General features: G+C 62.9%; 11 protein-coding genes. 6 read left to right on the top strand and 5 right to left on the bottom strand.

What is annotated here, in order from left to right:
• Positions 1-31 precede the first annotated feature (31 nt).
• The 4 genes from O0881_RS05535 to araD form a co-directional block, all read right to left on the bottom strand.
• Entirely contained in the window at positions 32-1294 is a 1263-nt protein-coding gene (locus O0881_RS05535) for an ABC transporter substrate-binding protein (protein ID WP_289910510.1), read from the bottom strand.
• A 48-nt stretch (positions 1295-1342) separates the two neighbouring features.
• Entirely contained in the window at positions 1343-2446 is a 1104-nt protein-coding gene (gene ugpC / locus O0881_RS05530; RefSeq protein WP_099388104.1) for a sn-glycerol-3-phosphate ABC transporter ATP-binding protein UgpC, read from the bottom strand.
• A 75-nt stretch (positions 2447-2521) separates the two neighbouring features.
• A complete protein-coding gene (locus O0881_RS05525) occupies positions 2522-3334 on the bottom strand; it encodes an aldolase/citrate lyase family protein (RefSeq protein ID WP_289910509.1) in 813 nt (270 codons plus the stop codon).
• 37 nt (positions 3335-3371) lie between these two features.
• Positions 3372-5108 (bottom strand): L-arabinonate dehydratase, encoded by a 1737-nt coding sequence (araD, locus tag O0881_RS05520; RefSeq protein WP_289897509.1) that lies wholly within the window; start codon positions 5106-5108, stop codon positions 3372-3374.
• Between the two features lie 361 nt (positions 5109-5469).
• On the opposite strand from araD, the gene O0881_RS05515 reads away from it, so the two are divergent.
• From O0881_RS05515 to O0881_RS05500, 4 genes are all read left to right on the top strand, one after another.
• Positions 5470-6504: a LacI family DNA-binding transcriptional regulator gene (locus O0881_RS05515; RefSeq protein WP_289910508.1), complete on the top strand. Its 1035-nt coding sequence runs from the start codon at positions 5470-5472 to the stop codon at positions 6502-6504.
• Between the two features lie 279 nt (positions 6505-6783).
• Complete coding sequence (gene metE, locus O0881_RS05510; protein ID WP_289910507.1) at positions 6784-9069, top strand: 5-methyltetrahydropteroyltriglutamate--homocysteine S-methyltransferase; 2286 nt, start codon at positions 6784-6786, stop codon at positions 9067-9069.
• A 232-nt stretch (positions 9070-9301) separates the two neighbouring features.
• A complete protein-coding gene (locus O0881_RS05505) occupies positions 9302-9796 on the top strand; it encodes a hypothetical protein (RefSeq protein ID WP_289910506.1) in 495 nt (164 codons plus the stop codon).
• A gap of 243 nt (positions 9797-10039) precedes the next feature.
• Entirely contained in the window at positions 10040-11629 is a 1590-nt protein-coding gene (locus O0881_RS05500) for a TrkA C-terminal domain-containing protein (RefSeq protein ID WP_099667495.1), read from the top strand.
• A 12-nt stretch (positions 11630-11641) separates the two neighbouring features.
• Here the strand turns inward: O0881_RS05500 and O0881_RS05495 are convergent, their stop codons facing one another.
• Positions 11642-12850 (bottom strand): MFS transporter, encoded by a 1209-nt coding sequence (locus tag O0881_RS05495; protein ID WP_289910505.1) that lies wholly within the window; start codon positions 12848-12850, stop codon positions 11642-11644.
• A gap of 152 nt (positions 12851-13002) precedes the next feature.
• On the opposite strand from O0881_RS05495, the gene O0881_RS05490 reads away from it, so the two are divergent.
• On the top strand, positions 13003-13590 hold the full coding sequence (locus tag O0881_RS05490; RefSeq protein WP_289910504.1) for a TetR/AcrR family transcriptional regulator: 588 nt from the start codon (positions 13003-13005) through the stop codon (positions 13588-13590).
• A 100-nt stretch (positions 13591-13690) separates the two neighbouring features.
• Complete coding sequence (locus tag O0881_RS05485; protein ID WP_289910503.1) at positions 13691-14041, top strand: VOC family protein; 351 nt, start codon at positions 13691-13693, stop codon at positions 14039-14041.
• The last annotated feature ends 34 nt before the right edge of the window (positions 14042-14075 follow it).

Below are 14075 nucleotides of genomic sequence, written 5' to 3'. Positions count from 1 at the left end.
CCGCCGTCGTGGCGGCACGGGCGTGATCCCCTTAGCGCAGGATGCGCTTGACGCGGTTTTCGATCTCGCCCACGGCCGCCGCCGGCGTCTTCACGCCCGCCATCACGGCATTCGTGTTGACGCGCACGGCTTCGGACACTTCGCTGTAGCGCGGCGTGACGGGGCGCGAGCGGGCGCTTTGCACCACCGGCAGGGCATCGGCGAACCAGCCATTGGCGGCCAGCACTTCCTTGTCCTGGTAGACGGACGGGTAGACGGGCAGGTTGGACGCCTTGAGGGCCAGCTGCTTAGACACTTCCGGGCTCGACAGCCAGCGCACCAGCTTGGCGGACGCCTCCTTGTTCTTCGAGAACGAGGACACGGCCCACTGCCAGCCGCCGATGCACGAGGCCGGTTTGCCGCCCGCCATGGCCGGCAGGCTGACGACGCCGACTTTATCTTTCACGCTGCTGTCGGCGCCATCCTGGAAGTGGTTCCAGGCATAGCCCCAGTTGACGGCGAACAAGACATTGCCTGCCTGGAACTCCTTGCGCGTATCGTCGGTGGCCACTTCGGCAATGTTTTTCTTTGCCACGCCCTGGTCGACGAGCTTGCGCCACATGGCCAGGCCCGCTTCCGCCTTGGGCTTGTCCAGGGTCAGCTTGCCGTTTGTGACCAGTTCGCCGCCCTGGCTCCAGTACGGCAACAGGAAGGTGCAGACGGCGCCTTCGATGGCCTTGCCCTGGAAGCTGATGCCTTGCAATTCCGGATTCTTTTCGCCGGCCTGGATGGTGCGCGCCACGGTGGCCAGCTCATCCCAGGTTTTCGGCGCCGCCAGCTTGTACTTGGCCAGCAAGTCCTTGCGGTAGTAGAGGAACATGGCGTCTGCAAAGGCGGGCAGGGCCACGACCTTGTTGTCGACCATATTCGCTTGCTTGTAGGCGGGCAGGTACTGGCCCATGATCTTGTCGCGGTCGGCGCCCAGGTATTTGTCCAGGCTTTCGATCCAGCCGGCCGACGCGTACTGGGCCGGGCGGATGATGTCGATCAGGAACACGTCCAGGGTGGTGTCGCCGGCCGACAGCACCGTGTTCAGGTATTTCTGCTGCAATTCCGACGTGGCGCCGCCCGTTTCCAGGTCGATCTTGACGCCGGGATTGGCGGCCATGAATTTGGCGAACAGTTCGCGCATGACTTCGGGGCGCTCTTGGCCGCCGACGAACACCTTGACTGTTTGCGCGTGGGCGCTGGTGGCCAAGCCGGTGGCAAGGACGAAAGTGGCGCCGAGCGCCAGGACGAGGGATTTGATACGCATGATGTTGTCTCCTGTTTTTTTGGAATGGGTATGCCGGTCGTTCGCGGCTTATCGGGAGGGCAGTACCGCGCCCCCTTGCGGATCGAACAGATGGAATTTTTCCATGTCCAGCTGTACCGTCACTTGCTGTCCCGGCGCCAGGGCGAAGGTAGGCGGCAGGCGCGCCGTCAATTCGCCCCCTTCGCACTGGAAGATGACCAGGGTTTCCGCGCCCAGCGGTTCGACCACCACGACTGTCGCGGCCAGGGCGGCGCTGGCGGGACTGGCCGCTTCCAGCGTGATGTCTTCCGGGCGGATGCCGAATTCCACCGCGCGGCCGTCGAGCTTGCCGCACGCGGCCTGGCGCTCCGGCGGCAGGGCCAGGCGCGCCGCGCCTAGCACGATCTCGGCCTGGCCGGCGCCGTTGCGCGCCACCTTGGCGCCGAGGAAGTTCATCGGCGGCGAGCCCGTGAAGCCGGCGACGAATTTCGAAACGGGTTCGTTGTAGATCTGGTCCGGCGTGCCGACCTGCATGATGTTGCCGCCTGACAGCACGACGATGCGCTCGGCCAGGGTCATCGCTTCGACCTGGTCATGCGTGACGTAAATGGTGGTGGCGCCTATGCGCTGGTGCAGTTTCTTGATTTCCGTGCGCATTTCCGAGCGCAGCAGGGCGTCCAAGTTCGACAGCGGCTCATCGAACAGGAACAGCTTGGCCTGGCGCACGATGGCGCGGCCCATGGCCACGCGCTGGCGCTGGCCGCCGGACAGGGCGCGCGGCTTGCGGTCGAGCAAGTGGTCGATTTTCAGGATGGTGGCGGCAGCGCGCACGCGCTGTTCGATTTCCGCCTTCGGGAACTTGCGCAGTTTCAAGCCAAAGCCCAGGTTGTCGAACACGGACTTGTGCGGGTACAGCGCATAGTCCTGGAACACCATGGCGATGTCGCGCTCGCGCGGCGGCAAGTCGTTGACGACCTGTCCCTCGATGGAGATGGTGCCGCCCGTGATCGATTCCAGGCCCGCGACCATGCGCATCAGTGTTGATTTTCCGCAACCCGAAGGGCCCACGAAGACGACGAATTCGCCTTGCTTGATTTCCAGGTCGATGCCATGAATGACTTCGACGCCGTTGTCGTACTTCTTGACAACCTTTTCCAGTTTTACACCTGACATGCTTGTCTCCAAAAGATGCGAATGACGCGTCTGAGCGCGTTACGTGCGTTGCAACAATGTGTTGCAACAGAACAATTAGTAGGCGCCCGTGTCGAGGGCTTTCGCCAGCGACGGTTTCAGGGCCGTGATGAAGGCGTTGGCCTGGCGCATCATCATGCCCATGTCCGAAGCGATGGCCACGTAGTCATAGCCGTAATGGATGAAAGTGTGCACCATTTCCGGCGAGGGGCCGACAATGCCGATGGGTTTGCCGATGGCGCGGGCGCGGCGGGCCGCGTCGGCGATCGCCGCCTGCACGTCCGGGTGGCCGATATTGCCGATATGGCCCATGGCGGCCGACAGGTCGCCCGGCCCCACGAACAGGGCGTCGACGCCATCGACGGCGGCGATCTCTTCCAGCTGCGCCAGCGCGGCCGGGGTTTCCAGCTGGATAATCGAGAAGACGGCGCCGTTGGCGCGCGTGGCGTAGTCGGGCACGGTGCCGTAGCGGCTGGCGCGGTGCATGGCGGCAAAACCGCGCGTGCCGGGTACGGCCTGGCCCGGCTGCGGATAGCGGGTGGCGGCCACGGCACTGCGCGCTTCGGCGGCGTTTTCCACGAACGGGAACATCAGGGTTTGCGCGCCGATGTCGAGCGCGCGCTTGATCTGCACCAGGTCGTTCCAGGCCAGGCGCACGACGGGGCAGGCCGGCGTGCCGCCCAAGGCTTGCAGGATCTGGTAGGCATCCTGGTAATCGATGGGCACGTGTTCCATGTCCAGCACCAGCCAGTCGAAGCCGGCGCAGCCCATGGCTTCGGCCGTGACGGGCGTGCCGGCCATCAGCCAGCTGCCCAGCGGTACTGCGTTGTCCGCCAGCAAGGCGCGGAAAGGGTTGTCCAGGATATCCATAGTTGTGCTCTCTATATAGGTAGGGAAGGCGGCGGCATCAGAAAATCGGCGGCTCCGGCGTGGCGGCGTTGCCCAGCAAGAAGTCCAGGTCGCAGCCCTGGTCCGCCTGTGTCACGTGCTCCATGTACAGCTTGGTGTAGCCGCGCGCATATTTCTGCGCCGGCGCCTGCCATTCGGCGCGGCGGCGCGCTAGTTCCTCGTCCGTCACATCCATGTTCAGGGTGCGCGCGGCGATGTCCAGTTCGATCATGTCGCCGTTGCACACGAGGGCCAGGGGGCCGCCGACGGCCGCTTCCGGCGTGACGTGCAGCACGCAGGTGCCGTAATGGGTGCCGCTCATGCGCGCGTCGGAGATGCGTACCATGTCGCGGATGCCTTGCTGCAGCAGCTTTTTCGGCACGGGCAGATTGCCCCATTCCGGCATGCCGGGCGCGCCGATGGGGCCGCCATTGCGCAGGATCAAGACCGTGTTTTCATCGATGTCCAGGTCGGGCGCGTGGATCTGCGCCAGCATTTCCGCGTTCGAGTCGAACACGAGGGCGCGTCCGCGGTGTTTGGCGAACTTCGGATTGGCGGCCGACGGCTTGATGACGGCGCCGCCAGGACACAGGTTGCCGCGCAGCACGGCCAGCGCCGCGCCGTCGGCCACCGGCTGCGACACCTTGCGGATGACGCTGTCGTCCAGGCAGACGGCGTCGGCGATGTTCTCGCCCAGGGTACGGCCCGTCACCGTCAAGGCCGTCAAGTCCAGCTGCGGCATGATTTCCTTGAGCAGGGCCGGCATGCCGCCCGCATAGAAGAAATCTTCCATCAGCTTGTCGCCGGATGGGAACAGGTTGGCGATGACGGGCACTTTTTGCGCCATCGCATCCATTTCATCGAGCGACAGGGCCAGGCCGGCGCGCCCGGCGATGGCGACCAGGTGGATGGCCGCGTTGGTCGAGCCGCCGAGCGCCATATAGGCGGCCACGCCATTCGACAGCGCGGCGCGGGTGAAGAAGCGCGACGGCTTCAAGTCTTCCCACACCATGCCGACGATGCGCTCGCCGCACTGCGAAGCCATGCGCACGTGATTGGCATCCATGGCGGGAATGCTGGTGGCGCCCGGCAAGGTAAAGCCCATGGCTTCGACGATGGACGTCATGGTGGACGCCGTGCCCATGGTGTTGCAGGTGCCGGGCGAGCGCGTCATTTTCGCTTCCAGCTTGATCCATTCGGGCTTGGCGATATCGCCGGCCACGTAATCGTCCCAGAATTTCTTGGTATGCGTGCCCGCGCCCACGCTCTGGCCACGGTAGCGGTCGTTGAGCATGGGGCCGGCGGGGCAGAAGATGGCGGGGATGTCCATGCTGATGGCGCCCATCAGCATGCCGGGCGTCGTCTTGTCGCAGCCGCCGAGCAGCACGGCGCCGTCGATGGGTAGCGAGCGCAGCAGTTCTTCCGTTTCCATGGCGAGGAAGTTGCGGTAGATCATGGTGGTGGGCTTGACCATCACTTCGCCCAGCGACAGGGCCGGCAGTTCGACGGGGAAGCCGCCGGCCAGCAGGATGCCCCGTTTGACGGCTTCGGCCCGTTCGCGCAGGTGCGAGTGGCACGGCGACAGGTCGCTCCAGGTATTGATGATGGCGATGACGGGGCGGTCGAGGAATTCCTCGCGGCGCAGGCCCATCTGCTGCAGGCGCTGGCGGTGGGCGAACGAGCGCATGTCGTCTGGGGCCAGCCAGCGCTGGCTGCGCAGGGATTCCAGCGTGCGGCGGGAGGTAGCGGAGCTCAATGTGTGTCCTTTTTGGTTGCCTGGCGCGCTGCGTATGGCGTTCCAGTGCGGCTGTCTCGGGTCTTGCCTGCCGCCTTTGTTAGCGCTAACATTGCAAGTACAGCGAAATATAATTTGAATCGCAGGGGGCTGTCAACAGATTTAATGCAGGGAGATTGCGCGCCGGCTGGCATCTTGCCGCGCACAGCCATTACACTATCGGCATGATTTCAATGGCACTAATTTCCAAGGTGGAACTTCTGCGGCCCGGCCGGCATGCATCGCGGCACGCCGCGACGCAGCGGCGCCACGCTGGCATCCCCTGTGCCGCCGGCCATGGCATGATGCATGGTGATCACCGATTTTTGAGAAGGCAGTACCCATGAACGACCCAGTACGCAAGCGGCGTGGCCTTGGCCGCAGCACCGTATTCGATGTGGCCAAATTGGCACAGACCTCGGCCATTTCCGTGTCGCGCTATTTCAAGGAGCCGGACCGCGTGTCGCAGGAAACACGCGAGCGCATCAAGAGCGCCATCGACCAGCTCGGCTACATCCGCAACGAGGCGGCCGGCGGCCTCGCGTCGACCCAGGGCCGCATCGTGGGCGCCATCGTGCCCAGCGTGTCGAACTCCATCTTTGCGGAAACCATCCAGGGCTTGTCGACCACCTTGTCGCAGCACAATTACCAGTTGCTGCTGGCCACCCACGATTACTCGATCGAGACGGAAGAGAAGGTGGTGCGCGCCTTTCTCGGCTGGTCGCCGCGCGCGCTGGTGCTGACGGGCGCCGACCACAGCGCCGCCACGGAAACCTTGCTGGCCGGCTTGCAGATTCCCGTCATCGAAACGTGGGATATCCGCCCCGAGCGGCCGTATCCGCAAATCGGTTTTTCGCACATCGCCACGGGGCGCGACATGACCTTGTATTTGCACGCGCAAGGCTACCGGCGCATCGTCTACGTCGACAGCGGCATCGGCAGCGATTTCCGCGCGCGCAAGCGGGCCCAGGGCTATGAGGAAACCATGCAGCAGCTGGGTTTGCGCCCGGAAATCGTGCAAGCGTCGGTGACGGCGCCGCTCGACGCGGGCGGGCAGGTATTCAGCGAGCAAATGGCGCGCGCCGAGCGTCCCGACGCCCTGTTTTTTGCCAACGACAACATGGCTGCCGGCGCCATCTATGAAGCGGCGCGCCTGGGCATCAGCATTCCCGAGCAATGCGCGGTGGCGGGCTTTGGCGACTTCCCGTTCTCGGAAAAACTCATGCCGGCGCTGACGACGATCCGCGTGCCCCGCTATGACATCGGCCGGCTGGCCGCGCAAGCCATCCTGCAGCGCCTGGGCGAAGTGGACGAGGGCGCGGCGCCGCCAGCCCTGGCGCCGCTGGCCTACCAGCTGATCGCGCGGGCCAGCGCCTGAGATGCCCTGGCTGCGACAGATATTGATGAATCATATTTCCATCATCACAACATGCAATTGGCTTGATATGCTGCGATGCGGCATCATTCATCTGTCTCCTCTACTTCCTCACAGGAATTAGATTCAGCCCGCTCCCGCAGCGGGCTTTTTTTTGCCCCGCCTGTATTCGAACATGTATTCACATGAGTGGCAATAATGGATGTATGAAGTTTTACCATTATTTTTCATGGATGAAAGCCTCTATGATGTATTCATACTTCACTAGGAGGCACTACCGCCATGACCGTCACGACACACAATCTGGGCTACCCGCGCATCGGCGCCAAACGCGAATTGAAATTCGCCCTGGAAGATTACTGGAAGGGCGGCAGCACCTTGGCCGCGCTGGAAGGCCAGGGCGCCGAATTGCGCCAGCGCCACTGGCAAGACCAGAACGCGCTGGACCTGGCGCCCGTCGGCGACTTTTCCTTCTACGACCAGGTGCTGGACTTGAGCTTTACCCTGGGCAACCTGCCGCAGCGCGTGCGCCACCTGACTGGCGCGGCGCTCGATAACTATTTCCGCGTGGCCCGTGGCCGCTCGGCCAGCGACAGCGATTGCAGCTGCGTCCACGCCGGCGAAATGACGAAATGGTTCGACACCAATTACCATTACATCGTGCCGGAATTCGCGGCCGGCACGCAATTCAAGCTCGACAGCAGCCGCCTGCTGCAGCAACTGGCGCAAGCGCGGCAGCTCGGTGTGAAAGCCAAGCCCGTGCTGATCGGTCCCGTCACCTATTTGTGGCTGGGCAAGGCCAAGGACGATTCCGACAAGCTGGCGCTGCTGCAAGGCTTGCTGCCCGTCTACGTGCAACTGTTGCAGGAACTGGCCGCGCAGGGCGTGGAGTGGGTGCAGATCGATGAGCCGATACTCGTCACTGAACTCGACGGCGCCTGGCAGCAGGCGCTCGTCACGGCTTACGCTGCCTTGAGCAAGGTCAACAGCGTCAAACTGCTGCTGGCCACGTACTTCGGCAAGCTGCAAGACAACCTGGAACTGGCGTGCACGCTGCCCGTGCAGGGCTTGCACCTGGACGCCGTCAATGCCCGCGAGGAAGTCGAGCAAGTGATCGCGCAATTGCCAAGTTCCAGCGTCCTGTCGCTGGGTGTGGTGAATGGCCGCAATATCTGGAAGACGGATTTGAACGAGGTGCTGGCGTGGCTGGAACCCGTGCACGCCAGGCTGCAGTCGCGCCTGTGGATCGCGCCGTCGTGCTCCCTGCTGCACGTGCCCGTCGACCTGGACAGCGAACAAAAGCTCGACACCGATATCCAATCCTGGCTGGCCTTTGCCCGTCAAAAGCTCGATGAAGTGCACACCATCGCCAGCGCCCTGAACCAGGGCCGCGCCTGCGTGCAAGCGGCGCTGGATGCTAATCATGCGGCCGTGCAAGCGCGCCGCCAGTCGCCGCGCGTGCATAATCCCCAAGTCAAGGCGGCCGTGGCCCGCATCGACGCCAGCCTGGGCCAGCGTGCCAGCGGCTATGCCGAGCGCGCCGCCAAGCAAGCCGCGCTGCTGCAACTGCCGCTGTACCCGACGACGACCATCGGCTCGTTTCCGCAGACGGCGCCAATCCGCCAGGCCCGCAGCCAGTTCCGCAGCGGCCAGCTGGACGAAGCCGGCTATAAAAAGCTGATGCAGGCGGAAATCGCCCATTGCGTGCAGGAACAGGAAAGCCTGGGCCTGGACGTCTTCGTGCATGGCGAGGCGGAACGCAACGACATGGTGGAGTACTTCGGCGAACAGCTGGACGGCTACGCCTTCAGCCAGTTCGGCTGGGTGCAATCGTACGGTTCGCGCTGCGTGAAACCGCCCATTTTGTTCGGCGACATCAGCCGCCCGCGCGCCATGACGGTGGAGTGGAGCACCTATGCCCAGTCGCTGACGGACAAGCCGATGAAAGGCATGCTGACGGGGCCCGTCACCATCCTGAACTGGTCTTTCGTGCGCGACGACCAGCCCCGTTCCGTGTCGTGCCACCAGCTGGCGCTGGCCATGCGCGCCGAAGTGCAGGACCTGGAACAGGCCGGCATCCGCGTGATACAGATCGATGAAGCGGCATTGCGCGAAGGCTTGCCGCTGCGCAAATCGCAATGGGCCGAGTATCTGCGCTGGGCCGTCGAATCGTTCCGCATCACGGCCAATGGCGTGGCCGACGAAACGCAGATCCACACGCACATGTGCTATTCGGAATTCAACGACATCATCGCGCAGATCGCCGACATGGATGCGGACGTCATCACGATCGAAACGTCGCGCTCCGACATGGAATTGCTGGACGCCTTCGATGATTTTAACTACCCGAACGAAATCGGCCCCGGCGTCTACGATATCCACTCGCCCAACATTCCGAGCCAGGAACAGATGGTGACGCTGATGCGCAAGGCGGCCGAACGCATCCCCGCGCACCGCCTGTGGGTCAACCCCGATTGCGGCCTCAAGACGCGCGGCTGGAAAGAGGTCATTCCCGCGCTGGCCAATATGGTGGCGGCGGCGAAAACCTTGCGCGGCGACAAGGTCTGAGGATGGCGGGGCAGGGGAGGCCTGTTGAGATATAGCGGGATCGTATTTCTATCATCACAACATGCAATTGGAGAATGATGCTGCGATGCGGCATCATTCTCCTGTCTCCTCTATCTCCTCCAAGGAAATAGATTCAGCCCGCTTCCGTAGCGGGCTTTTTTTTGCCCGTTTCCATCGGCTTATCGCTTACCATACCTTCACGTAATCCTACCCTCCAGAAGGAAACCAACGGATGATTGCTCTGTTACGCGCCGCCGGCATGCTCGCGCTGATGGCGCTCGGCGCCTGTTCGGCGGAAAAGCACCCGTTCGACCGCCATCTGGCCCAGTTGCGCCCGGTCACGGTCGCAGCGTTGCCCGACATGGGATGGCCGGCCGGCACGGCGCTGTGCCCGCTGGGTATTTATCAGAGCGAGCTGAGCGAATCGGCGCCCCATGCAGACCGCGTCAACGTCTTCCTGAAGCAAAAGCAGTTTCTGGGGGATGAAGGCCATTGGTCGCTCATCGTCGTCAAGCCGTTGCCGGCGAGGGGTGCTGGTATCGAGCAACTGTTTTTCAAGCGTGCAGACTATGACGTGCTCAATGATCCGCAAGTCATCGCGCGAGATGCGCAGACCGTGCCGGCAGGGTTTGCGCCGCAGACTTGCGTAAGCGTGGAGCAAGCCCGCGTGCTGGTGACGCGCGAACAACGATCGCAGCGAAAACTCCTCATTTTTGGAACGGCTTAGGTCAGATATTGATGAAACATATTTCCATCATCACAACATGCAATTGGATTTATATGTTGCCATGCGGCATCATGCATTTGTCTCCTCTACTTCCTCACAGGAATTAGATTCAGCCCGCTCCCGCAGCGGGCTTTTTTTTGCCCGTTTTACATGCACAAAGCTGCGCACGCTTGCTTGCCATCATCGCCATCGTGTTGCTTTTGTGCATGCTAAACTGGGCCTTCCCCAGACCAAGGTTGCCTGATGCTTCAATTATTTCGCCACACGCTGGAGTCCACGCCCATCCTCGCCCTGTTTCTCGTCATCGGCGCCGGTTATGCGCTGGGGCGCATCAGCGTGTTCGGCTTTTCGCTGGGCGTGGGCGGCGTGCTGTTCGCGGGGCTGGCGCTGGGCGCGTTTGCTCCCGGTGCCGTGCCGCCGCCGATGGTCGGCTCCATCGGCTTGCTGCTGTTTCTGTATGGCATAGGCGTGCAGTATGGCGTGCAGTTTTTCGCCGGCTTGCGCGGCGCGGGGCAGAAACATAACCTGATCGCCTTTGCCGCCGTCATGGGCGGCCTGGCCGTGTCCGTCTGGGGCGGGCAGTGGATCGATATCTCGCTGCGCATGGCCAGCGGCGTGTTTGCCGGCGCCATGACCAGCACGGCTGCCCTGCAGGCGGCGCTGGAAGCGTCGCACGGTAATGGCGACGCGGCCGTCGGCTATGCCGTCGCGTATCCGTTCGGCGTCGTCGGCCCCATGCTGGGCCTGTACCTGGCGGGGCGCATATTAAAACCCGTGCTGACGCCGCCGCCGGCACCCATCGTCGTGTCCGAAATTACCATCGATGAAGCCAAATTGGCGGGTGCGGCCCTGTCCGAACTGGCCGATGGCCCCCTGGCGGGCGTGCAGGTGATCGGCGTGCGCCAGGGCCACCAGAACCGCTTGCCCGATCCGGGCCTCGTGCTCGGCGTGGGCGATGCGCTGATGGTGTCGGGCACGGTGGCGGGCGTGGAAGCGGCGCGCACGGCGCTGGGCCACCTGGATCCGGGCCGCCTGATGAAGGACCGCAGCGCGTTTGATGGCACGGAAGTGTTCGTGTCGGATGCGGAAATCGTCGGCGTGCCGCTCGGAGAATTGAACTTGGGCAAGGATTTTCCCCTGCAGATCGCGTTCATACGGCGCGGCGACGCCATGATCCTGCCGCACCCGTTCCTGACTTTGGAATTCGGCGACAGGGTGATGGCCATTGCACCGGCGAAACATGCGGCCGATGTGCGCAAGCTGTTCGGCAATTCCATCACGGCCACGGCCGAGTTCAGTTATGTGTCGCTGGGCATGGGCATGGTGCTGGGCGTTCTGCTGGGCCTGGTACCTATCCCCTTGCCGTGGATAGGTTCGTTCAGCCTGGGCCTGGCGGGCGGTCCGCTGGTGATGGCGCTGATCCTGGGGCGCCTGGGCAGGGTCGGCAAGATCAGCTGGCGCTTGCCGCTGTCGGCCAACCTGGTGATGCGCAACTATGGCTTGACGATTTTCCTCGCCTCCGTCGGCATGGCGTCCGGCTTGCCCTTCGTGCAGCAGGTGGGCGCCGATGGCTTGCCCATGCTGGCGCTGGGAGCCGTGACGGTGCTGGTGGTGGTGGCCCTCGTCGTGATCCTGGGCAAGATCTTCCTGCGCCTGCCGTTTCCTGAATTGCTGGGCATCGCGGCCGGCGCCACGGGCAACCCGGCCGTGCTGGTGTTCGCCAACCGCCTGGCCAAGTCCGACCGCCCGAACCTGGGCTATGCCATGATTTTCCCCAGCATGACCATCGTCAAGATCGTGGCCGTGCAGGTGTTGCTGCATCTGTACGGGTGATGGCGGCCAGCGTCAATCGCTTGCAGGGCGAAGTTGCTTGTTGGCTTCAATAAAACGGATGCCAAAAGACAGCAGCAAGGCAGCTGCGGCACATCCTGCGGCAAGCCACAGGTTGGCTGAGAGGCCCAGCCTGTCCACGGCCTGGCCACCGGTCCACGCCCCGAGCGCAATGCCGATATTGAAGACGCCCACATACAGCGCGGCGACGATCTCCACGGCCCGGGGCGCCGCCTTCAGCATCAAGGTCATCAGGCCGACCGATACGCCGCCGTAGGCCAGTCCCCAGGCCAGCAATACCATGCCGCCGCCGATGCCGGAATCGCCGATCGCCAGGAACAGCAGCGGCGTGAGCAGCAGGCCGCCCGAGATGGCGATGATGGTAGTCGCCGTGCGCCGCACGGCAACCACGCCTACCAGGAAGTTTCCAATGATGCCCGCGCAGCCATAGGCAAACAGCAGCGCGCCCAGCCATTGCGCATCAAACCCCGACACGGACAGCAGTAGCGGGCGCACGAAGGTAAAGGCCATGAAATGGCTGCTCACCAGCAACAGAGTCAGAAGCAGCCCCGCCTGCAACTGCCTGTTGCGCAGCTGTTTGCCGAATTGGCGCCAGGTCGCCGCACCGGCAGCGGGCAGTGCGGGAATGACAGCCAGATGCAGCGCCAGTACCAGGCTGCTGAACAGCGCCATGACGCCGAAGGCCCAGCGCCATCCTGCAACGTCGCCGATTTGTGCGCCTAGCGGCACGCCCAGCACGGAAGCGGCCGCTACGCCACCGAAGATGATCGACGTTGCCAGGCCGGTCGAGCGGGCAGGAACCAGGCGGGAAGCGAGGCCGCCGGCGATGGCCCAGATGCCGCCCATGCAAAAACCGACGAGCACACGGGTGGCCAGCATCCACGCCATGTTTTGCGCCAGGGCCGAGGCAATGTTCGCGATCACCAATAGTGTCAGCAAACCACAGAGAATCTTGCGCCTGTCCAGGCTGCCCGATGCGACCACGACCAGCGGCGCGAACAAGGCCGCCAGCAATGCTGGCAGCGAGATCATCAGGCCGGCGGTTCCCGTGGAGGTGTCCAGCGTGTCTGCAATCGGCGTCAACAGGCCGACCGGGAGCATTTCCGTCGTCACGACCGAAAAGGTGGCCATGCCGACCGCGCCGACCGCCAGCCATGGGTGGCGGACAGTGGTTTCTGTGGCAACGTGGGGAGACGTACTCATGGTTCATTTCCTTCATGTGATCATGTGATATACGGCGCCCTGCTTGCAACGAAGGGGCATCAAAGTGATAATACATACAGCGCGTATGAATAGTATATATACATACGCAATGAATGTAAATAATCATACGTTGCGTATGTAAGGAGAGAGCAATGGTTCGCCGCACCCGTGTGGAAATGGAAGAAACCCGTGCATCGTTGCTGGCCACGGCCCGCAAAGTGTTCAGCGAGCGCGGCTATGCCGACACATCGATGGACGACCTGACCGCGCAGGCAGGCCTGACGCGTGGCGCCCTGTATCATCACTTCGGCGACAAGAAGGGCTTGCTGCTGGCCGTGGTGGAGCAGATCGATGCGGAAATGGATGGCCGCCTGCAAGCCATCTCCGACAGCGCCGCAGACTCGTGGGAAGGCTTTCGCCAGCGCTGCCGTGCCTATCTGGAGATGGCCCTGGAGCCGGAAATTCAGCGCATCGTCTTGCGCGATGCCAGGGCGGTACTGGGCGGCGCCTCACCGGATTCGCAGCGCCATTGCCTCGAATCGATGCAAGGGCTGATCCAGCAGCTGATTCAGCAAGGCATCGTGGTCGACGCTTGCCCACAGGCATTGGCTTCGTTGATCTACGGCAGCCTGGCAGAAGCGGCGTTCTGGATCGCAGACGGTGACGAAGGCAATGCGCGCCTGATAAAAGCAATCGCGGCTTTGGAATTGCTGCTGCGGGGGATGTTGCTTCAAAGGTAATTGTGTACAGTGGAAATCTCGCCAGAAGCGGACACGTCTGGAGACGTGGATGACGATATTGAGCAGGGTTGGACTTATATAGTAGACATGGAGGAAAAATATGCAAGTCAAGCGTATCGTTGCAAATTTCCCGGCGTCGGATCCGGGCCTGGCGCGGACTTTTTACGAGGACGTGCTGGGTCTGAGCCTGTTGATGGACCATGGCTGGATCATGACGTATGGTTCGCAAAGCGAGATGAGCGTGCAAGTGAGCTTCGCGACGCAAGGCGGCTCGAACACCGCTGTGCCCGACCTTTCCATAGAAGTCGATGACGTGGATGCCGCATTGGCACGCATGCGTGTGGCGGGGTTTCCCATTGAATATGGTACTGTCGATGAACCTTGGGGTGTCAGGCGGTTTTTCGTGCGCGACCCTTTCGGCAAGCTCATTAATATCCTGTCGCACATATAGGCGAAGTGCCTGCGGCAGCAGGCAATCAATTCCG

Source organism: Janthinobacterium sp. SUN100 (genome assembly GCF_030397705.1).
In the GTDB taxonomy this organism is placed as follows: domain Bacteria; phylum Pseudomonadota; class Gammaproteobacteria; order Burkholderiales; family Burkholderiaceae_D; genus Janthinobacterium; species Janthinobacterium kumbetense.
Note: the sequence above shows the minus strand (reverse complement) of the source record. Positions and strands in the feature narration are given on the sequence as shown.